Below are 21,337 nucleotides of genomic sequence, written 5' to 3'. Positions count from 1 at the left end.
CTATAACCTGTTAAGATGGTAATAGTGTGACAACAAGTTAGTGTATATGAGAGTGGTGACAATCAAGATGGATGAACAGAAGAAAGACGGTATAGAACAGCAGCCAGAACAAACACCCCCTGCTGAAGTAAAACCGGCAGGTAAATTTATACAAATGAAACCGTTTAAATTTATCATGCTGATGTTCTTTACAATCCTAATTACTGCAGGCTTAACGATATTTGCCTTAACATTCGGAGATAAGAAAGCAGTTGAAGTGAAAGTACCGACAGGACGAACGGAATTTTCAAAATTATACGAAGCCTATGATTTGCTTAAAAACAACTATTACAAAGATATCGATGAAGCAAAAGTTGTAGATGGCGCAATTAACGGCATGTTCGACGCTTTAGGTGATCCGTATTCTGATTTTATGGTGAAAGAAGAAGCAGATCAATTTAACTCTGGATTGTCTTCTAGCTTCCAAGGAATTGGTGCGGAAATTCAAGAGCGTAACGGCTTTATTACAGTTGTGTCACCTATTAAAAACTCACCTGCTGAAAAGGCAGGGCTATTACCGAAAGATATTATCTTAACTGTGGATGGAAAAAGCATTCAAGGGTTAAGTGCTTCTGAAGCAGTAGCGCTTATTCGCGGTGAAAAGGGAACGTCTGTAAAATTAACCGTGAAACGAGGAGGAAATGCTGAACCTCTTAATATGACGATTGTCCGTGATGAAATTCCGGTTGAAACGGTTTACGGTGAAATGCTTGAAGGGGATATTGCCCATATTCAAATAACGTCATTTAGTGAAAATACAGCAAAAGAATTCGAAAAGATTCTTGCAGATTACGAAGGTAAAAACATGAAAGGCATCGTAATTGATGTTCGTCAAAATCCTGGTGGCTACCTAGATGCTGCAGTAGAAATTTCGAATTTATTTGTTCCAGAAGGTAAAGCGATTGTACAAGTGCAACAAAAAAATGAAGAGCCAAAAATTACTAAAGCTATTGCTGGTAAAAAATATAATGTTCCAGTGACAGTGCTAGTCGATAGCGGCAGTGCTTCAGCTTCTGAAATATTAGCTGGTGCATTAAAAGAATCTGTTGGTGCTAAAATTGTTGGAGAAACATCGTTTGGTAAAGGTACAGTTCAAAATGTCACATCATTAAAAGATGGCTCTAACCTTAAATTCACAACAGGTAAATGGTTAACACCAGATGGTAACTGGATTCATGAAAAAGGGATTGTTCCAGATGTTAAAGTGTCATACCCACCTTATGCATCATTACCATACTTAGATCCATCTGTGGAAATGAAAAATGGCGTGCAGTCTAACTCAGTAAAAGCGGCACAAGAGATGTTAGAGGTTCTTGGATATGAGCCTGGTAAAGCAAACGGTATTTTTGATCAATATACAGAACGTGCAGTGAAAAAACTGCAAGCAGCAAATGATCTTGAAGAAACCGGAGTTTTAACTGGCGATACAACGTATGCTTTAATGGAAGCAATACGTGCTAAATTAAAAGCAGAAGATCCTCAATTGTTAAAAGCAAAAGAACTGCTTACTGGTACACCAGCAAAAACTGAGTAAACTACAAACTAACAAAGTAGCTGTCGCAGGAGGCGTCTTAATGGCCTTTTGCGACTGCTTTTTTTATGGAGGGAATAATTATGAAGGACGTATACTTATTTAGTGGGTTTTTAGGTAGCGGAAAAACATCTATGTTAACAGATGTTATTCGACAACTAAAGGAAAAAAAATTAAAGCCTGCTGTCATTATGAATGAGCTTGGAAAGCTACCGTTTGACTCACAGGCTGTGGAAAAGGATATCCCGCTAAAGGAAATGCTAGAGGGCTGTATTTGCTGCTCCGGCGCCGAAAAAACAGAGGCGCAAATTCAATCTCTTCTATTAGATAGTGACTTTGACGTCCTAATTATTGAAACAACCGGTGCTGCACATCCTGTTGAAGCATTAGATGCTGTTTATTCACCGTTATTTGCGGAACAGTTAAATGTCAAAGGGATTGTCACGGTTGCTGACTCAAAGCTGTGGCTAAATCGAGAAACATTAACTCCGCAAGTGCGTTCCTTATTTATGGAACAAATCCGTCACGCACATTTATTATTGGCTAACAAAACGGATTTATTAACAGAGGCAGAGCAAGCAAAGGTTGTTTATGAACTGCAAGGCTTTAATCCTCATGCTTTTATTTTGCAAACTACAAATGGGCGAGTGCCGTTACGTTTGTTAGAAGATTTAAAGGCAACAGCTCAGGTGGATAAACAAGATGTTGTGAAAGCACCGATTGCTTCAATGCATCTAGGCTCCCGATTAGTTGAATTTAAGGACGTTGACTTTACACAGGAGCAATTTGAGGATTGGGTACGTACATTACCTGAAACTGTGTATCGAATGAAAGGCTATGTGCCAATTGAAGGTGTGAAAAACCCTATGCTGTTTCAATATGCATATGGCATGGTTCAATGGCTTCCAGAGTACGTAAAAATGCCCGCAAAACTCGTTATTATTGGTGAAGATGTGAGTAACATAAACGTTATCGGCCTTAAATAAAAAATTTCACGCTTCTCTACAGACATATAAAATCTGCCTATTCCTACTAGTAAAACACGAAAGTTCTGTTTCGATTGTCTTACTTAAAGTAGATATCATGGCAGATTTTTTTATGGATTCGTAAAAATGAAGGAATCTTATTTCGATATTTAAGACATTATTTCGCGTGTCTATCTGTTTGAATATTGAAAATATTTAATAGTTTTTTAGAGGTGTCAACCCTATTTAAAACGTAAGTATTTCATAGGCTGGCGAAACTTGCTAAAAATTAATGCAAAAAACCCTCTGTTTGATGCGAATCCGTTTCGCTCATGGTGCTGTTAGCAGATGCTGGTAAGAAATTTATTAAAATCGTACTTTACGATTGGTTGCAGAGAAGGAGGAATTGCAAAAATGAAAAAAACACTAACTGCAATTTGTGCAACATTTTTATTAGCAGCTCCAATTCAAATGGCTTCCGCTGCAGCAAATACTACAGAGGGGAATACAACTTCAGACTGTAATAAAGTTTCTTATCATAAATGGTCAAATAATCAATGGTCAAACCAATGGTCAAATATTAAGTGGCATGTAAATGTACCACAAACACAAGCACCATCAAAAGAAGTACAAGTACCAGAAAATAATCAAACAGCAAACAACAATACACAAGAAACTAACAACAATACACCAGCAACAAATAACAAAACACAAACAACTCAAAAAGATAACACAGCATCTGCACCATCTCAGTCTACACCATCAACAACTACGTCAGATGTGAGTGCTTTTGAACAAGAGGTAGTAAAATTAACGAATGCTGAACGTACAAAAGCTGGCTTAGCACCATTTAAAACGGATGATAAGCTGATGGCAGCTGCTCGTGAAAAATCACAAGATATGCAATCTAAAAACTATTTTTCACATACAAGCCCAACATTCGGTTCACCATTTGATCGTATGAAAGCTTTAGGTATTACGTATAAGAGTGCAGGAGAAAATATTGCACAAGGTCAACGTACACCTCAAGAAGTAGTAAAAGCTTGGATGGATTCACCAGGTCACCGTGCGAATATTTTAAATGATAAATTTACGCATATTGGTGTTGGCTATGTGAAATCAGGTAACTACTGGACACAACAATTTATTCAAAAATAATAATAGATTGATTGAATTGGGGGATGACCAATAAGTCGTAAAAGGCTTATTGGTCATCTTTTTTTTATATTTCATAGTAGAAGCTTGAAACTAGACTTTGTTGACGCATAATTTTATTTTGCAGTATAGCCACCGTCAACTGGAATTGTTGCCCCAATGATTAAGATGCTTCATCACTCGCTAAAAATGATACAACGATGGCAATCTTATCTGGTGATCAAGACGTCTGATTGGATGAACTTCTTCCTTTGCTTTTACTTTATCTACATATATTTGAGCTAAAAGCGGCGTATGAATATACCCTGGTGCTATAGCGTTGACACGAATTCCTTCTATATAATACGCTACTCCTTAGTGAGCGTATTAAATTACCAACTCCACCTTTTGCCGTAGAATCAGAAATTGAATCAGAATCACCATCTAAAGCAAGAATAGAGGGAGTATTAACAATAGATCCGCCTTTTCCTTGTTTTCGCTTTGCTGTTTCTAATGAATAGGCGTGTCGCTAGGAATCACAACAATATCTACTTGTCCGAACCAAATAACTTTTTGTGCAAAAGCTCTTTTTACTTGTTGTTTATTAGAAACATCCACTTTAATGAAATGTATGTTACTTTCATCTCCTAATGTGTTAGCTACATCCTGCCGTTTTTCTGAATAACCCGCAATGCCGACTTTAGCTCCATTTGTTAATAGACTTTTATAAAAGTTAACCCTAATCCACTTGCTCTACCTGTTACAATAGCTACTTTACCGTTTAAATTATGCATCCTATTTGTACACTAATTTAGGTATTTTCAACAAAACTACCAGCTTCACTAAATTAAATATATCTCGAATTTAATTATCTCGAATCTGAGATAATAGTAATACTAATTATATTTTTTGTCAACAACATTTTTTACTTTAGGTATGATATAAATTTTGTTTTGTTCTTTGTTTAATTAATATCTGATTTCACATTATATGTGCAACATATTAAACAAGTATGATTAAAATCAAACACTCAATAACATTATTTATCATCAATATTACAGAGTCGACAGTTTTATTTATAAACAGGTAAGTAAAGGGGGGAATGTTAGGAGAAAGAAAATTTCCCTTCATACAGTTTGGAGGATAGCTACTTCATTAAAAGAAAAATAGCAAACTAGAACAAAGTCTAGTTTGCTAATGCTGTTTTAGCCGTTCTTGCATATCTTTTTTGAACAAGAATTAAACGTATTAATAATGTAATAGCACCTGTAGTCAGACCTGCCACTAATCCAATCCAATAACCAGATGGCCCGAAGTCTGTGTAAATGGCCAGTACGTATCCGACAGGTAAGCCGATAATCCAATATGAAATGATGGCCATAATAAAGCTCATGGTAACATCCTTGTAACCTCTCAAAGCTCCTTGTACAGGCGCTTGAATAGAATCAGATAGCTGGAATATAGCTGCGAATATTAAAAAATGACTGGCATATTCCAGCACTTTGCCATCAGTCGTATACATATTGGCAACCGGCTCTCGAAGGATAAAAAGGATACAAGCTGAAATAAAGCTAAATAATATCGCGGTTCCAACACATAAATAGCTATATAATTTGGCATCGTGCAAACGGCCAGCGCCTATTTCAAAACCTACTAATATCGTAACACCCATAGAAATGCTAAGAGGCACCATATAAAGCAGGGAGGTGAAATTTATAGCTATTTGATGAGCTGCGATAATTTCTGTACTAAAGCTACTCATCATCATCGTGACAGCAGAAAAGATACTCGTTTCTGCAAATAAAGATATTCCAATCGGTACACCAATGATTAAAATTTCCTTCCAACGAAGCCATTCTAATTTTGGCCAGTCATGGAACATACGGAAGCGTTCAAAGGGTACGCGTTTTGCAATAATCCAAACTGTAATCAAGAAAACAAGCCAGTATGTAATCGCTGTTGCAACGCCTGCACCGATTCCGCCAAGCTCGGGTGCTCCAAACTTGCCAAAAATAAAAATATAATTCAATACAATATTAATGGGCGTTGTAAGTAATGTGATAATCATAGTGACGCGAGTTTGCCCAAGCGCATCAATAAAACAGCGCATGACAAAAAATAAAAAGAGTGGTATAAGACCAGCACACATTGCATGGATATAAGATTTAGCAATAGTATGTACAGAAGCTTCTAAATTCATATTGCCAAGAATCCAATCAATACCGACAAATAATACAATGAAAATAAGTGCCGATAGTAAGATGGCCACATAGATTCCTTGTTGAACAGTCTTCTTTGCTGCCAACTCTTTTTTAGCTCCAACATTCTGTGAGACAATGGGTGTGATCGCAAGGAGAATGCCAGATAAACCTGTGTAAATAGGCATCCAAATAGAGGAGCCGATTGACACGCCAGCTAGGTCAGCAGTACCGTATCGACTCGACATTAAAATATCGAAGAAAGAAATAAAATAAATCGCTACTTGTGTAACTAAAATGGGTACGATAATTTTTAAAAGTAATGCATATTTTTCTTTTAACGTAGTTGTCTGATGCATAGTGTATATCTTCCTTCATTAACATATTTAAATAATGAGTATAGCATAAAAAAAGAGGTAAGTTGGAAGTTTAATTTCTTTCAGTAAGAGTTCGGACATCTGTACATGTCGCCATGCTTTAGGTACATAAAACAATTGTAGCTGACGCTTCGCTTTCGCTACATAAAACATCTGCTGAAAGAAATTAAAAGCTTCATCTATATCTTTTCGTTCGCATATAGTAAAATAAAAGACTGTAAACAAAAAGTAGTGATGGCTATGCTTTTAAGGAATAGGAGAATTTATGTGAAACAACAAACAATCATTTTAACCGGTGGAGGGACAGCTGGTCACGTATCGCTCAATCAAGCGATACTCCCGTCTTTACAAGAACTAGGTTATGATGTCCACTATATTGGCTCAGAACAGGGCATTGAAAAAGAATTAATAGGCGAGGCGTTTCCTAGTGTTCCGTTTTACGGTATTTCAAGTGGGAAATTGCGTCGTTATTTCTCAATGAAAAATTTTACAGATCCTTTTAAAGTGCTTGCTGGAATTATGCAGGCTTTTCGTATTATCAAAAAAGTAAAGCCCCAAGTAATTTTTTCAAAGGGTGGCTTTGTTTCTGTACCTGTTGTCATGGCTGCAAAACTTGCTGGTGTTCCAGTAGTCATTCATGAATCCGATGTAACGCCTGGCTTGGCCAATAAACTTGCGCTACCATTTGCTTCACACATCTTTACAATTTTTGAAGAAACATTGCAGCACTTACCAAAAGAAAAGGCAACATGCACCGGCTCCATTATTCGCCAAGAGTTATTTATGGGAGATCGGGCGAAAGGGTTATCATTATGTAGCTTTACAACATTAAAACCAGTTCTTCTTGTTATGGGGGGGAGTCTAGGTTCAGTAGTATTGAATGATGCGCTTCGTCAAAATTTACCAGAGCTTGTCAAACAGTTTCAGATAATTCATTTGTGCGGTAAAGGAAATTACGACAAATCATTTGAATCTACACCTGGTTACAAGCAATTTGAATACGTGACAACAGAGTTACCGGATTTATTACATGCGGCAGACTTTATCGTCTCACGTGCAGGCTCTAACTCGATTTTTGAATTTTTAGCATTGCACAAACCTATGTTATTAGTGCCGTTATCTGCACAAAAAAGTCGTGGTGACCAAATATTAAATGCCAACCTGTTTAAAAGACAGGGTTACGCGGAAGTATTACAAGAGGAAGAGTTAACGAAGGAATCCTTTAAAAAATCGGTTCATGTGTTAACAGAGCGTAAAGCAGAAATGATTTCGACTATGGAGAAAACTCAAAGACCGAAAACGCCAGATGAAATGGCGAAATTGATTTTACAATATAAGAAGTAGGCTTTTCCTTCTGAATGTTTTTACTAAATCACAAGTAATAATATGTAGCCAAGCTAGAAAAAAAGCTATGTGCCTGTCATGACAGAACACATAGCTTTTTTTAGATTACATTGCTTGTTCTTCGCCTTCTGCCATTTGATTGGCTGTTGTAAGATAGAACAAGTCTTTTGGAATTTTATATAAATTAAATTGCGCCACGCCGCTGTTAACCTGTGTTAATAATGTTGGGTGACTTTCATTCGCACTCATAACATAGGGTAGCTTTAAGGCTGCACGCTGTGATTTTATATTTTCAACACGAATACGGAGAAATACCGTATGGAAGTTATAGTCAAAAAAAAGTTCATTCAAAAAAAGCATTTTCGCCTTTTGGTTATAACCTTGCCCTTGATAAGGGAGTCCAATCCACGTTCCTAAAAAGCCTGCACCATCCTCCACATCATGAATGCTTATGGTGCCGATTGGTTGACCCCAATCATCAGTAATTGTCCTTGAAATAGCGAGTCCCTTCGCTTCTTCTTCAATCAGTTGTTTTGTCATAAACCAATATTCATCAGCTGATGTGGCTTTTTGACGGACAAATGGGAAGACAGAAGGGTGTGATAATAGCTCATAAAGCTCTGTACATTCATGTAGGTCTCGATGTTTAAGCATACGAAACGCCTCCTTTACTAGGGTAGTTAAAACAATTCCTTTAAAACATAAAGAAGAAAACTAAAATTCGTACTGGAATTAAAACCCAAAGAACTAGACGTTAAAACTATGATATCCATAATCGCCCGCTGTCTTACTGATTTTTCGACCATACCGAAAAAAGGCTAGTTTTTTTAATATAATATAACAATCATACTGCTTTATGCAATCATTTTACTCGCTAAAACAAAAATTAAATTTATTTGTCAGTAAATTCTGAAAAATAAATAATTGCATAGATAGTTAAATTTTGTTTGTAAATTTATTTAGGAGCTTTAAGTCTAAAATATCAATTTTTTAAGTAAAATTATTTGGATAGTGTTTCTTTAGAATTATGTTATTTCTTCAAAAGAGGTAAATTAACAAAATATATCCTATAAAGGATATATTTTTTCTGAATCGAGAAGAGTGATTCATTGAAATTATGTTATAATAGTAGTATTGATTTTTTTGTATAAACATAAACTATATAAAAATTCTATTTAATAGTAACAATAACGACTTATGGGGGTGACAGCATGGAATATCTTTTAAGCGAAGACTTATTTGATGACTTGTTTATAGGAAAAGATTTTGTCTTTTTAATGAAAAAAGTAGGAGACGATTTTCAATATATTCGCTTAAATCAAGCAGCTCGAGCTCTGTTATCGCATGAGGCGATTGGGAAAATGCTTTCTACCATTACCTCTAGTCGCAATTTTTTTATAATTCAAGAAAATTACAATCAAGCAATTACGAAGCATGGTCAAGTTGACTATGTGGATTATGCCTATTATAAATCGGAAGTTCGTAAATATGAGACTTCTGTTCGGCCGATTAAATATAATAAAGAAGACTATATTTTAGCTATAACAAAAGAGATTCTCTATGATCGTAGCATCGAAGATAAGTTTTTATTTCTGCGCTCAATGTTTGATCATGCTTTTTTCTCAACGGTCATCTTATCAGCTGAAGGGTCTATTTATGAGGTGAACTCCAGCTTCACGGAAGACTTTGAATTAGATACAGAAACGGTTAAACAGCAATTATTCGTCGATCTACCAATTGTTCCTGAAGATGAAGTAGAAAACATACAAAATTATTTACAAAGAGCAGCTATGGGCGAAAATATTGGTGAAAAACTCATCAAGCTTCATACACTGGATAAAAAAGAGCGCACGTATTTAGTATCATTATCTCCTGTTATGCAGGGGGATAACTCTTTTGCTATTTTTCTTCTCATGCAGGATTGCACACAATTCACTGAACAAAAAGCAGAGTTACGTTCAAAATCACATGGTTTAGAGGTTTTTAAGGCTGCTCTAAATTCTGCAGCGTACATTGCAGTATTGGATAGTAATGCTAAAATTCTAGAGATTAATAATTTGTTTTTAAATGCAACTGGCTTTACGGAGGAAGAGCTAATAGATCAACCATATAAATTAATAGAGCCTCGTAACAATACTACGGACTTAATACAATTAAATAATAAAACACTTAAAGCGGGGAAAATTTGGCGAGGGGAGTTGTGCTATCGCACAAAATTCCATGCTGATTTTTGGGTAGAAGCATCTTTAGTTCCATTAAAAAATGAATTTGGCGAGACAGAACAATATTTATCCATTAACTATGATATTACGGACAAGAAAAGAATGTTAACAGAATTGAAAAATATTGAACGTACATTCCGTCTCATTACAGAAAATACAAATGATTTAATTGTCATAACAAACGAAGATGGCATCATTATTTATGCTTCACCTTCCTATAAGATTTTCTTAGGTTACGAAAATGTAGAATTACAAGGTCAGTTTTACAGCAACATCGTGGATGTACAAAGTAAGGATGCTTGGCAAACGTTTTTAAATAATTATTCAGGTCAAACGGAAACACAGTTTGAGCTACTGCTAAGGGCAAAGGACGGTACGCCTGTTTGGACTGAAGGAAACGTAACGGTCGTTCATGATCCAGAGCGCGAAAAAGTTTCACAAATTATGATGGTATCTCGTGAAATAACGCATCGTAAGGAACGTGAGAATGACCTATTATATTTAGCTTATCACGATACGTTAACGCAACTACCAAATCGTCGTTTTTTACACAAGGAGTTTCCGAAATTATTGGCAGAAGCAAAAGAACGTAATGGGTGTTTAGCAATGCTTTATATAGATGGGGATGACTTTAAAAATGTTAATGATCGGCACGGTCATGACACGGGGGATGATTTTATCCGAAAGTTTGGCCAAGTTTTAGTTACTGCTGTACGTAACAACGATTTAGTGATTCGTATGGGTGGCGATGAATTTATTGTCGTCCTAACAGGTTTAACAGGGGATGAAAAGAAGAGACGTACACAAATAATGGATATTATTAATCGTATTCGAAATGAACTAAAAAAGGGTTGGACGATCGAAAGTCATCACTTTGCTCCAACTGCCTCCATTGGTATTGCTTATTATCCGGATCACGGTCAAACATTAAATGAATTGCTAGAATTAGCAGATCAAGCTTTATATAAAGCGAAAGAAATTGGGAAAAATAATCTCTATATTTCTGACATGCATTGAAAAAAGTCTGTACCGCAGTAACTACTTGTGGTACAGACTTTTTATTTGATGTTATGCTATAACAGTATTAAAGAGGAAATCCCTCATAGTTATTTTAGAATAGAAGGTGAAGAAATGCCTAAAAAAATACTTTTGGTGGAAGATGAGAAGCATATCGCTCGCTTTGTGGAGCTAGAATTAAAGCATGAAGGCTACGATGTATTCGTCGCTTTTGATGGGCGTGAAGGACTTGCGCTAGCTTCATCTGAAGATTTTGATGTGCTGTTATTAGATGTCATGCTTCCAGGGATAAATGGAATTGAAATTTGTCGTCGAATACGTACGCAGTCAAAAGTACCTATTATTTTGTTAACAGCACGAGATGCTGTGATGGATCGTGTAGCCGGCTTAGACGCTGGTGCAGATGATTACATAGTAAAACCATTCGCAATTGAAGAACTACTAGCTCGAATTCGTACTATAATACGTCGGGTAACACCTGATGAAAAAATTGGAGGTTCATTACATTTTCGTGATATCGAAATGGATGTAGCGGCCTATGAAGTATTTGTTCAAGGAAATAAGCTTGATTTAACGAAAACAGAATATGATTTACTTAAATTATTAATAGAGCATAAAAATAAAGTTTGTACACGAGAGCTAATTTTAACCTCTGTTTGGGGGTATGATACGGATATAGAGACAAATGTCGTAGATGTATATATCCGGCATTTACGAACAAAACTACCGGGTGATATGAATGTCTATATCGAAACCGTTCGTGGGGTTGGGTACGTGATGCGTGAATGAAAAAATTGAGAGATTATTTAGTCAATCAGTCATTACAAAGAAAATGGATGCTCACATCTAGTGCTGTTATATTTTTTAGCTATACGATTATTTGTATTGTCGTTTATGTTTCATTGCATACATGGTTATTAAATGACGAAGCAAGTAAAATCAAACGGACAAGCGATGATTTGGTGTATTTTTTAGAGTCACAGGGACCTAATCTTACAATACAGGAAATTCAGCAAAATAAAGGGCTTATAGATTCTATTGGGGATCGTGATCAAACGATTAGAATGTTTAATGCAGATGGCGTTCAGATTCTTCGTATTAATAATACTGCACAGGCTGCAACACTTAACTCGATAGGTGAAATTAAAGAAACGACAATTGATAACAAGAATGTCTATGTCATAAATCAACGGATTCAGCTCGGCTTCTTTCAAGGGTATATCCAGGTGATTCATCCATTATCTAAGTTCCAGTCTTTGATGCATTATTTACTGACTACAATGCTAATAGCGGGATTAGGAGCGTTATTATTATCAGCTTCGATTGGATATTATCTCGCAAACTATTTCATCAAACCGTTGCATACGTTACGTTCATCGATGCAAACCGTTATGGATAAAGGATTCAATGAACCAATTCAATTAACTTACACGTCTCATGATGAGATTGGTGATCTATTGAAAATGTACAATGCAATGATGAATGAATTGCAAATATCATTTGCACAGCAGCAACAATTTGTTGCGGATGCTTCTCATGAATTACGGACGCCTATTCAGGCAATTGAAGGACATCTCTCCCTTTTGAAAAGATGGGGGAAGGATGATCCAGAAATTTTAGAGGAATCGATTGAAACTTCACTAACGGAAATTGCAAGGATGCGTAAAATGATCGAAGAATTACTAGAACTTGCACGTCGTGAAGAAAAGGATATCAATAGTGAGGCTGATACAGTAGCTGTTGTAGAAGCGGTTATAGAGGAAACGAGACTCCTTCATCCAGATGTTCGAATAGCGCTGTCGAAAGATGGAGAAATAGGGCGGTTATTTATAACAGAAAATGCACTTAGCCAAATTGTTCGTAATATAATAGAAAATGCAATTCGTTATTGTGAAAAAATTCCTGAGATTCAAATTTCACTTTCTGTCTCTGGGAATGAGGTGCTCTTAAAAATTGAAGATAATGGAATTGGCATAGCAGAAGAGAACATTCCGTTCATTTTCGATCGTTTTTATCGGGTTGATGAGGCTAGAAATCGTCAAATAGGCGGTACAGGCTTAGGGCTTAGTATTACAAAAATGTTACTTGAAAAATACAATAGCTCTGTGGAAGTCAATAGTATTAAAAATGTTGGAACCGTTTTCTTGATGAAATTCCCGCTGAAATATTGAGAAAAATCCATGCTTTATTTAATTATTTTATCCTTTGGGAAAAAAATTGCTTAATTTGCTAAAAAGAGTTGTATTTTTTGTGAAGAGTAGTAAGATTGAGATGGAAAAAACGTTCTTTAAATAATGGATAAGATGTCAAACATCCTTTAAAAGAGCGGAGAAATATTATATAATTAATTGTAATTTAATTAATGGAACTGCCGAAAGGCAAAATTTGGAGGTCATTTTTCATGTCGAACAACGTTACAACTGTAAGTTCTCCATGGTCAGCTTTCTCTGGTCCTAACCTAGGATATGTGATGGAGCAATACGACTTATTCTTACAGTCTCCTGAAGAAGTAGAACCGGAGTTAGTATTATTATTCCAACAATTTGGTGCACCAGTAGTAGTAGAAGGTGAAGTAGCTGTAGCTAGTAATGCAGCAGCAGCTCCTGCTGGCGATTATAAGAAAGTGTTAGCAGCTGTGAAATTAGCAGATGCAATCCGTACAAACGGTCATTTAGCGGCAGATATTTATCCTTTGAAAAACCGTGAACTACAAACAGCTCAAATTGAAGAAAGCGCGTTCAACCTTAGCGCTGCAGATTTAGCTGAAATTCCTGCAGCAATCTTCTTCAAAGATGTGCCAGCAAACGTGAAAAATGGTAAAGATGCAATCGATTACTTAAAATCTGTTTATACAGATAAAGTAGCATTTGAATATAATCACGTAGTAGCAACAGAAGAACGTGATTGGATTCAAGCACAAATTGAAACTGGTTCATTTAAACAATCATTAGCTTCTAATGAGAAAAAAGCTTTATTAGATCGTTTAACACGTGTTGAAAACTTTGAGAAGTTTATTCATAAAACATTTGTAGGTCAAAAGCGTTTCTCTGGTGAAGGTTTAGATACTCAAATTATCCTATTTGATGAAATTTTAAAAACAGCTGAAGCAAATAACGTAGAAAAAGTACGTATCGGTATGGCTCACCGTGGTCGTTTAAATGTATTAACACACATTTTAAATAAACCATACGATATGATGTTCTCTGACTTTGCACATGTATCTAATGAATTATTTATGCCGGAAAATGGTCGCCTTGAAATTACTAAAGGTTGGACTGGTGATGTTAAGTACCACATGGGTGCTTCATATATGCGTGAATCTGGTATGAATGTTAAACTTGCTTACAACCCATCTCACTTAGAAGTAGGGAATCCGGTTGTCTTAGGTACTGCTCGTGCAGCACAAGATGACACTTCTAAACCAGGGCAAGCTATCCATAACCGCACAAAAGGATTAGGTATTCTTGTGCACGGTGATGCTGCGTTCCCAGGTCAAGGTATCGTAACAGAAGTATTAAACTTTGCGAAAACTGAAGGGTTCACTACTGGTGGTACAGTCCACATCATTGCTAACAACATGATTGGATTTACAACTGAACTACAAGATTCTCGTTCATCTGTTTACTCTTCTGACCCTGCAAAAGGTTACGAAGTACCAGTTGTACATGTAAACGCTGATAGTCCTGAGTCTGTAGCTTTAGTAGGCCGTTTTGCAGCAAGCTACCGTCAAAAATTCGGTAAAGATATCATCGTTGACCTTATCGGTTACCGTCGTCATGGTCACAATGAAACTGATGATCCAACTGTTACAAACCCTGAAACATATAAATTAGTTTCTAAACATGAGCCAGTTCGTGCTTTATACGGTGCTCAATTAGCAGCTGAGGGTGTAGTTTCTGCTGAAGAAGTAGCAGCATTAGATACAGCTATTTATGCAGAAATGCAAGCAGCTTATGATCATGTAAAAGAAATGGCAGATAAAGATGAGCATAAGCATCTAGAAATGCCAGAAGAACTAAAAGTAGAATTCCCACAAATTGATACAGCAGTTGGTGCGGAACGTCTAGGAAAAATTAACGAAGAGCTTTTAGTGTTTGAAGATAACTTTGAACCACAGAAAAAACTTGGTAAAATTTTAGAAAAACGCCGTGATGCATTTGCTTCTGCAAAAATTGACTGGGGTCATGCAGAAACTTTAGCTTATGCAACAATTATTCAAGATGGCACACCAGTACGTTTTACAGGTCAAGATGCACAACGTGGTACGTTCTCTCAACGCCACTTAGTATTACATGACAAAAACAATGGTAAGTTATTCACGCCACTTCACCATATTTCAGGTGCAAATGCATCATTTACAGTACACAACTCTCCACTTACAGAAGCAGGGGTAGTGGGCTTTGAATATGGTTACAATTTAGAAAATAGCCATGTATTAACAGTTTGGGAAGCTCAATTTGGTGACTTTGCTAACATGGCACAAGTTATGTTCGATAACTTTATTTCAGGTGCCCGTGCTAAATGGGGTCAAAAATCTGGTTTAGTAATTCTTTTACCACATGGTTATGAAGGTCAAGGTCCAGAACACTCTTCAAGCCGTATGGAACGTTACTTACAAATGTCAGCTGAGAATAACTGGTTTGTAGCAAACTGCTCAAACGCAGGTAACTATTACCACTTATTACGTCGTCAAGCAGCATTGTTAGGAACAGAAGGCGTACGACCACTTGTAGTTGTATCACCTAAGTATTTACTTCGTCACCCATTAGCTGCAGCAAATGCTGAACAATTAGCAAATGGCTCATTCCAAGAAGTAATTGAACAACCAGGCCTAGGTTCAAAAACTGAAGCTGTAGAACGCATTGTATTAGGTTCAGGTAAAGTAATGATCGATATTGCAGACCGTATTAAAGATGGTGAAGGCTTCGATCACTTACACATTGCTCGTGTAGAACAACTTTACCCATTCCCAAAAGAACAAGTTGCTGGTATCATTGCTAAGTATCCAAATGTAAAAGAAGTTGTTTGGGTACAAGAAGAACCTAAAAACCAAGGTTCTTGGAATTATGCATTAGAAACATTACATGAACTTTCAGAAGGTAAAAAGCTTCGTTATGTAGGCCGTCCTGCAATGAGCTCTACTTCTGAAGGTGATGCAGATTCTCATAAAGCAGCTCAAGCCGCAATTGTAGAAGAAGCAGTTTCTGAGCCTGTAAAGGTTAAATAATAATCACATATTAATTTTTGAGAGCCGGGCTACTTGCTAAGGCAGTAGCCCTTTTATGTGCAGAATGCACGTTAATTAAAGGAGGAAATGAAAGTGGCTGAAATTAAAGTCCCTGAATTAGCAGAATCGATTACAGAAGGTAGTATCGCACAGTGGGTAAAAAAAGTGGGCGATCGCGTTGAAAAAGGTGAATTCATCGTTGAACTTGAAACAGATAAAGTAAACGCTGAAATCATTTCTGAAGAAGCAGGAGTTTTAACTCAAATTTTAGCTGAAGAAGGCGATACTGTACTTGTAGGTCAAGTAATCGCAGTTGTAGAAGCTGGCGAAGGTGCAGCACCTGCTCCAGCAGCACCAGTTGAGACAGCAGCTCCAGCTCCAGCAGCGCCACAAGCGGCACCTGCTCCTGTTGCAGCGGCTCCAGTAGTAGAAGAAACTTCTGGTGAGCGTGTAATCGCATCTCCAGCAGCTCGTAAACTTGCTCGTGAAAAAGGTATTGACCTTGCTGCTGTATCTCCAGTAGATCCACAAGGCCGTGTACGTGTACAAGACGTAGCAGCTCATGGTACAGCTCCAGTAGCAGCACCACAAGCAGCGCCAGCAGCACCTAAAGCTGTTGCAGCTGTAGATGAATCACGTGTAACTGTTGAAAAAATGAGCCGTCGTCGCCAAACAATTGCGAAACGTTTACTTGAAGTAAAACAATCTACAGCAATGTTAACTACATTCAACGAAGTAGATATGACAAACGTTATGGCTTTACGTTCTCGTAAAAAAGACCAATTCTTCGAGTCAACTGGCTCAAAACTTGGTTTCATGTCATTCTTCACAAAAGCTGTAGTTGCAGCGCTTAAAAAATACCCATATGTGAACGCACAAATCTCTGGTGATGAAATTCACTTAAACAACTTCTTTGATATCGGTGTAGCTGTATCAACAGAAGAAGGTTTAGTAGTACCAGTTGTACGTGACGCTGACCGCAAAAACTTTGCAGAAATTGAAGATTCAATTGCAGACCTAGCGAAAAAAGCACGCGATAAAAAATTAGGTTTAGCAGATCTTCAAGGTGGCTCATTCACAATTACAAATGGTGGGGTATTCGGTTCATTAATGTCTACACCTATTATGAATGGTACACAAGCTGGTATTCTTGGTATGCATACTATCAAAAAACGTCCAGTTGAAGTGAATGGTGAAGTAGAAATTCGCCCAATGATGTACTTAGCTCTATCTTATGACCACCGTATTATCGATGGTAAAGATTCTGTAGGCTTCCTTAAAACTGTTAAAGAATTACTTGAAAACCCAGAAGATTTATTATTAAATTCTTAATTCCTGAGTTTATTAAAACCCTGCGAACATTGTTTTGCAGGGTTTTTTCTTTTCATCAATTGAAGTGCTGGAATACTTTCGAAAGCTTCGCATAGTAATAAAGTATATAGTGCAAAAGAATTTAACTTTGTTGAACAACAGTTTCTTTTGGATTACTAGAATAGAGCTCTGATGATAAATATTTGAGAATTTTCTGAAAATGATGAAATTCATATTTGCAAAACTTAATCACTTATATATGTTGGTTAAGTGAAAACTGGACACCTCCAGGAAAGCGCAATATCGGAACGGAAAACAATTGCTACGTTATTGTAGAGGGTAAATCTAAACACCATATCCGACTTTGCAAAGTTGCATATAAGGATTTTAAAAGAAAAAAACCCTAATATTGTAATTAGTCAGAAAAGTAATAAAATTATCTTGACGGATAACTTAGTTTTATAGTAGTATCTTAATATCAATTAAATATACAAACCTCACATTTATCCTATTGTGAGGTAGAGGCGCGGTATTTATTAGTTCATTGTTGAGTATAAGCAAGCGAAGACGCAATGGAGAAGGAACTATCGCCGAAGTATAAAAGGAGCTCGTACTTTTATGCTGGGTCTGCAGTGAATAAGTGCAGGACTGTCCTAGTAAATTACTTTCCAAGTTTACTAGGTTGTGCTATCTCGGAATGTTGGAATTATAGTGAGGATTTGGGCAACTGTTAAAAAGATAAGACCTAAGTTCAGAACTTAGGTCTTTTTTGGTACAGTTGTCTTATTTTTTTACAGAAAAGGGGAGTTTTACATGAAAAGAAAATGGTTGGTATTAATGTTGACCGTCATGACTGCAATTTTGTTAGCAGCATGTGGTACTGGAGACAAAAAAGATGAGACGTCGTCTAGTGATGGAGGGACAAATACTGATAAGGGTGAAAGTGGCGGCGTGTTCCGTATAGGGATGGAAGCTGGCTATGCTCCGTTTAACTGGACGCAGCAAAATGATGCAAATGGCGCGGTGAAAATTGCAGATAATGCAGAATATGCAGGTGGTTATGATGTGCAAATGGCGAAAAAAATCGCTGAGGGCTTAGGAAAAGAATTAGTCATCGTAAAATTAGAATGGGATGGCCTAGTACCAGCACTGCAATCAAACAAAATCGATGCAATTATTGCTGGTATGTCACCTACTGCTGAGCGTAAGAAAACAATAGATTTCACTGAAAACTACTATACGTCTGATTTTGTTATGGTTATTAAAAAAGGCAGTAAATATGAAAATGCAAAATCTATTCAAGATTTCTCCGGTGCTAAAATTACATCACAATTAAATACGTCTAACTACGATGTTATTGATCAAATTAAAGATGTAAAAAAACAAACTGCAATGGATAACTTCCCAGCAATGCGCGTTGCTTTAGAAGCTGGAAAAATTGACGGCTATGTAGCAGAACGTCCAGAAGGTATTTCCGCTGCTGCTGCAAATGATAAGTTCACGTATGTAAAGTTTGAAAAAGGCTTCGATACAGATATTTCAAATACATCTATTGCAGTTGGTTTACGTAAAGGTGATGCAGATCTTGAAAAAATCAATGAAATCTTAAAAGGTATTTCAGAAGAAGATCGCCAAAAAATTATGGAAGAAGCGATTCACCAGCAACCAGCAGCACAATAACATGAAAATGCACGGACTATCTATTAGTCCGTGCTCCAATACAATCTATAAAAAAGAATCTCTATAAAAAATAATAATGTCTTAGCTAAAAGTTTCATAAGATAAAAGAAACAAAAGGCCCTATCAAAATGGTAGATAGCTAAGACGACTGTAACGAACAAGCCACACAACGTTGTTAGGAGGAACATCATGAGTCTTGATTGGATTATTTCTATTGTTGAGAACAACTGGCAAATGTTTTTACGAGGTGCGTATTATACATTACTTATTTCGATTTCTAGTACAATTATTGGTGCACTTATCGGATTTTTCATCGGAATTATGCATACCATCAAGGTTCGTAAAAAAGGTGTAAAGTTCTATAGCTTAAAGCTCATTAATTTTATACTAACATGCTATGTTGAATTCTTCCGTGGTACACCAATGATTGTACAAGCTATGGTTGTATTTTACGGATTAGATATGGCATTTGGTATTGATATGCACTTTATTACGGCGGGGATATTAGTTGTTTCACTAAATACAGGTGCTTATATGGCTGAAATTGTGCGTGGTGGTATTGTTTCCATTGATAAAGGGCAGTACGAGGCCGCATCGGCAATTGGTATGAATCATTTTCAAATCATGCTACATGTTGTATTACCACAAGTTGCACGAAACATATTGCCTGCAACAGGTAACCAATTAATTATGAATATTAAAGATACAGCAGTATTAAACGTTATCGGGGTTACGGAATTATACTTCCAAACAAAATCGATAGCGGGCAATAACTTCCGCTATTTTGAATCCTTCTTTGTAGCCTGCGTCCTTTATTTCATCATGACATTCACAGCATCAAGAATTTTACTGTATGTAGAAAAAAGACTTGATGGACCAGATGCTTACCGAAAAGAACAGAAAGAAGCAATATAGGGGGACGAACAGATGACAGTTATTAAAATAGAACATTTAAGTAAATCATTTGGGCGTAACCAAGTGTTAAAGGATGTAAATTTCCAAGTTGAAAAGGGCGAAGTTGTCTGCTTAATCGGTTCTTCCGGATCTGGTAAATCAACACTACTACGCTGCATCAATTTACTGGAAACACCAAGCGGCGGTCAAATTATTTACCAAGGTGAAAACATTTTAGACGAAAAGCATAATATCCAAGAATATCGTACACATTTAGGTATGGTATTCCAGCAATTTAACTTATTCAACAATCATAATGTGCTAAAAAACTGTACAGTTGGTCAAATGAAAGTATTAAAGCGTTCAAAGGCAGAAGCCGACGAAGTTGCTCTAAAATATTTGCAAATTGTTGGTATGGATCAATACGTAAATGCGAAGCCAAGACAGCTATCTGGCGGTCAAAAACAGCGTGTAGCGATAGCGAGAGCATTGTCAATGAGCCCAGATGTAATGCTATTTGATGAACCGACATCAGCTCTTGACCCAGAAATGGTTGGTGAAGTGTTGAAGGTAATGCGTCAGCTAGCAGATGCCGGGAATACAATGTTAATTGTTACACATGAAATGGAATTTGCAAAAGAGGTAGCAGACCGCGTTGTATTTATGGATAAAGGTGTTATTGTTGAGGAAGGACCACCATCACAGGTATTAGTAAACCCTCAGAATGAACGGACAAAAGAGTTTTTAAAACGAACATTAAAATAATAGGTTTGCGTATTTGATTACAATAACAAAAAAGTGAGTCCATATGAATGGGCTCACTTATTTTCTAGAATTCCATTCTGCGTATAAAACAAAGCAAATTGCAAATGCAACGGCCAGAATAAAAAACCATTGTGGTACACCACCAAAGCTCATAGTAACACCTCGAAGTAAAATTTTTATTATGGATATGGTTAAAAAAACGATAGTTATGGAGAAAATATGATCTTCTATGGTTTTTTTCTCCACAAAAGTTCAAAAATATTATAAAATAAGCAATAGACATTAGCTTCGTGCTAGTAAAGAGAGGTAGAGAGATTATGTTACATTTAAAATGGAAAGATGCTCCAACGGTACGCACAGTTACTTGCAAGCATACAAATGCAACAAAATATTTAGTTTCAAACGTATTAACAGTAGGGAAACAATATGATGTGAAAAATGAAACAGAAGAATTCATTTTTATTATCGATAACACTGGTAATATCGGTGGTTACTATAAAGATTATTTTAAATAAGTTTAATCAATTTCGCCTTGGCGTAATTGTAGCTGACGCTTTGCTTTCGCTACAGAAAACATTTGCCGCTGACGCTTCGCTTTCGCGCAGATAAACAATGTGTCCGGATTTTGAATTG

Annotated in this window: 17 protein-coding genes and 1 riboswitch; of the genes, 13 read left to right on the top strand and 4 right to left on the bottom strand. The window is 36.6% G+C overall.

The window, feature by feature from the left end:
* The first annotated feature begins 67 nt into the window (after positions 1-67).
* The 3 genes from ACFVT8_RS07530 to ACFVT8_RS07520 all read left to right on the top strand — a co-directional run bounded on the left by ACFVT8_RS07530 (position 68) and on the right by ACFVT8_RS07520 (position 3,693).
* On the top strand, positions 68-1,573 hold the full coding sequence (locus ACFVT8_RS07530; protein ID WP_387082993.1) for a lmo1851 family serine protease: 1,506 nt from the start codon (positions 68-70) through the stop codon (positions 1,571-1,573).
* A gap of 80 nt (positions 1,574-1,653) precedes the next feature.
* A complete protein-coding gene (locus tag ACFVT8_RS07525) occupies positions 1,654-2,556 on the top strand; it encodes a CobW family GTP-binding protein (RefSeq protein WP_387082991.1) in 903 nt (300 codons plus the stop codon).
* A gap of 393 nt (positions 2,557-2,949) precedes the next feature.
* Positions 2,950-3,693 carry a CAP domain-containing protein gene (locus ACFVT8_RS07520; protein WP_387082990.1) on the top strand — a complete coding sequence of 248 codons (744 nt, stop codon included), beginning with the start codon at positions 2,950-2,952 and terminating at the stop codon, positions 3,691-3,693.
* Between the two features lie 180 nt (positions 3,694-3,873).
* Here the strand turns inward: ACFVT8_RS07520 and ACFVT8_RS07515 are convergent, their stop codons facing one another.
* The 3 genes from ACFVT8_RS07515 to ACFVT8_RS07505 form a co-directional block, all read right to left on the bottom strand.
* The gene (locus tag ACFVT8_RS07515) at positions 3,874-4,020 is read right to left on the bottom strand and encodes a hypothetical protein (RefSeq protein ID WP_387083380.1); all 147 of its coding nucleotides are present in this window, start codon (positions 4,018-4,020) and stop codon (positions 3,874-3,876) included.
* A 159-nt stretch (positions 4,021-4,179) separates the two neighbouring features.
* On the bottom strand, positions 4,180-4,413 hold the full coding sequence (locus tag ACFVT8_RS07510; protein ID WP_387083379.1) for an SDR family oxidoreductase: 234 nt from the start codon (positions 4,411-4,413) through the stop codon (positions 4,180-4,182).
* Positions 4,414-4,855: 442 nt separating this feature from the next.
* On the bottom strand, positions 4,856-6,226 hold the full coding sequence (locus ACFVT8_RS07505) for an MATE family efflux transporter (protein ID WP_387082989.1): 1,371 nt from the start codon (positions 6,224-6,226) through the stop codon (positions 4,856-4,858).
* Between the two features lie 285 nt (positions 6,227-6,511).
* On the opposite strand from ACFVT8_RS07505, the gene ACFVT8_RS07500 reads away from it, so the two are divergent.
* Complete coding sequence (locus tag ACFVT8_RS07500; RefSeq protein ID WP_387082987.1) at positions 6,512-7,588, top strand: undecaprenyldiphospho-muramoylpentapeptide beta-N-acetylglucosaminyltransferase; 1,077 nt, start codon at positions 6,512-6,514, stop codon at positions 7,586-7,588.
* 105 nt (positions 7,589-7,693) lie between these two features.
* On the opposite strand, the gene ACFVT8_RS07495 is transcribed toward ACFVT8_RS07500, so the two are convergent.
* Positions 7,694-8,242, bottom strand: coding sequence for a GNAT family N-acetyltransferase (locus ACFVT8_RS07495; RefSeq protein WP_387082986.1), 549 nt, complete (start codon positions 8,240-8,242; stop codon positions 7,694-7,696).
* Positions 8,243-8,799: 557 nt separating this feature from the next.
* On the opposite strand from ACFVT8_RS07495, the gene ACFVT8_RS07490 reads away from it, so the two are divergent.
* The 9 genes from ACFVT8_RS07490 (at position 8,800) to ACFVT8_RS07450 (ending at position 21,219) form a co-directional block, all read left to right on the top strand.
* On the top strand, positions 8,800-10,827 hold the full coding sequence (locus ACFVT8_RS07490) for a diguanylate cyclase domain-containing protein (protein WP_387082984.1): 2,028 nt from the start codon (positions 8,800-8,802) through the stop codon (positions 10,825-10,827).
* Between the two features lie 114 nt (positions 10,828-10,941).
* Entirely contained in the window at positions 10,942-11,616 is a 675-nt protein-coding gene (locus tag ACFVT8_RS07485) for a response regulator transcription factor (RefSeq protein ID WP_387082982.1), read from the top strand.
* Positions 11,613-12,998, top strand: a complete 1,386-nt coding sequence (locus tag ACFVT8_RS07480) for an ATP-binding protein (protein WP_387082981.1) — start codon at positions 11,613-11,615, stop codon at positions 12,996-12,998. The genes ACFVT8_RS07485 and ACFVT8_RS07480 overlap by 4 nt, the downstream gene beginning before the upstream one ends.
* 230 nt (positions 12,999-13,228) lie before the next feature.
* Positions 13,229-16,054, top strand: a complete 2,826-nt coding sequence (locus ACFVT8_RS07475; RefSeq protein WP_387082980.1) for a 2-oxoglutarate dehydrogenase E1 component — start codon at positions 13,229-13,231, stop codon at positions 16,052-16,054.
* Between the two features lie 93 nt (positions 16,055-16,147).
* Positions 16,148-17,386: a 2-oxoglutarate dehydrogenase complex dihydrolipoyllysine-residue succinyltransferase gene (odhB, locus tag ACFVT8_RS07470; RefSeq protein ID WP_387082979.1), complete on the top strand. Its 1,239-nt coding sequence runs from the start codon at positions 16,148-16,150 to the stop codon at positions 17,384-17,386.
* 490 nt (positions 17,387-17,876) lie between these two features.
* Positions 17,877-18,063: riboswitch (Lysine riboswitch) on the top strand.
* Between the two features lie 115 nt (positions 18,064-18,178).
* Positions 18,179-19,045 carry a transporter substrate-binding domain-containing protein gene (locus ACFVT8_RS07465; protein WP_387082978.1) on the top strand — a complete coding sequence of 289 codons (867 nt, stop codon included), beginning with the start codon at positions 18,179-18,181 and terminating at the stop codon, positions 19,043-19,045.
* Positions 19,046-19,234: 189 nt separating this feature from the next.
* The gene (locus ACFVT8_RS07460; RefSeq protein ID WP_387082976.1) at positions 19,235-19,960 is read left to right on the top strand and encodes an amino acid ABC transporter permease; all 726 of its coding nucleotides are present in this window, start codon (positions 19,235-19,237) and stop codon (positions 19,958-19,960) included.
* 12 nt (positions 19,961-19,972) lie between these two features.
* The gene (locus ACFVT8_RS07455; RefSeq protein WP_387082975.1) at positions 19,973-20,704 is read left to right on the top strand and encodes an amino acid ABC transporter ATP-binding protein; all 732 of its coding nucleotides are present in this window, start codon (positions 19,973-19,975) and stop codon (positions 20,702-20,704) included.
* A 317-nt stretch (positions 20,705-21,021) separates the two neighbouring features.
* Positions 21,022-21,219 carry a DUF6501 family protein gene (locus tag ACFVT8_RS07450; RefSeq protein ID WP_387082973.1) on the top strand — a complete coding sequence of 66 codons (198 nt, stop codon included), beginning with the start codon at positions 21,022-21,024 and terminating at the stop codon, positions 21,217-21,219.
* The last annotated feature ends 118 nt before the right edge of the window (positions 21,220-21,337 follow it).

The organism is Lysinibacillus sp. NPDC058147 (assembly GCF_042884205.1).
GTDB lineage: Bacteria > Bacillota > Bacilli > Bacillales_A > Planococcaceae > Lysinibacillus.
Note: the sequence above shows the minus strand (reverse complement) of the source record. Positions and strands in the feature narration are given on the sequence as shown.

Bases quoted from the DNA above. Each gene is read 5' to 3' on its own strand.
- ACFVT8_RS07530 (WP_387082993.1), top strand. From the start codon at position 68: ATGGATGAACAGAAGAAAGACGGTATAGAACAGCAGCCAGAACAAACA.
- ACFVT8_RS07525 (WP_387082991.1), top strand. From the start codon at position 1,654: ATGAAGGACGTATACTTATTTAGTGGGTTTTTAGGTAGCGGAAAAACA.
- ACFVT8_RS07520 (WP_387082990.1), top strand. From the start codon at position 2,950: ATGAAAAAAACACTAACTGCAATTTGTGCAACATTTTTATTAGCAGCT.
- ACFVT8_RS07505 (WP_387082989.1), bottom strand. From the start codon at position 6,226: ATGCATCAGACAACTACGTTAAAAGAAAAATATGCATTACTTTTAAAA.
- ACFVT8_RS07495 (WP_387082986.1), bottom strand. From the start codon at position 8,242: ATGCTTAAACATCGAGACCTACATGAATGTACAGAGCTTTATGAGCTA.
- ACFVT8_RS07490 (WP_387082984.1), top strand. From the start codon at position 8,800: ATGGAATATCTTTTAAGCGAAGACTTATTTGATGACTTGTTTATAGGA.
- ACFVT8_RS07485 (WP_387082982.1), top strand. From the start codon at position 10,942: ATGCCTAAAAAAATACTTTTGGTGGAAGATGAGAAGCATATCGCTCGC.
- ACFVT8_RS07480 (WP_387082981.1), top strand. From the start codon at position 11,613: ATGAAAAAATTGAGAGATTATTTAGTCAATCAGTCATTACAAAGAAAA.
- ACFVT8_RS07475 (WP_387082980.1), top strand. From the start codon at position 13,229: ATGTCGAACAACGTTACAACTGTAAGTTCTCCATGGTCAGCTTTCTCT.
- ACFVT8_RS07465 (WP_387082978.1), top strand. From the start codon at position 18,179: ATGAAAAGAAAATGGTTGGTATTAATGTTGACCGTCATGACTGCAATT.
- ACFVT8_RS07460 (WP_387082976.1), top strand. From the start codon at position 19,235: ATGAGTCTTGATTGGATTATTTCTATTGTTGAGAACAACTGGCAAATG.
- ACFVT8_RS07455 (WP_387082975.1), top strand. From the start codon at position 19,973: ATGACAGTTATTAAAATAGAACATTTAAGTAAATCATTTGGGCGTAAC.
- ACFVT8_RS07450 (WP_387082973.1), top strand. From the start codon at position 21,022: ATGTTACATTTAAAATGGAAAGATGCTCCAACGGTACGCACAGTTACT.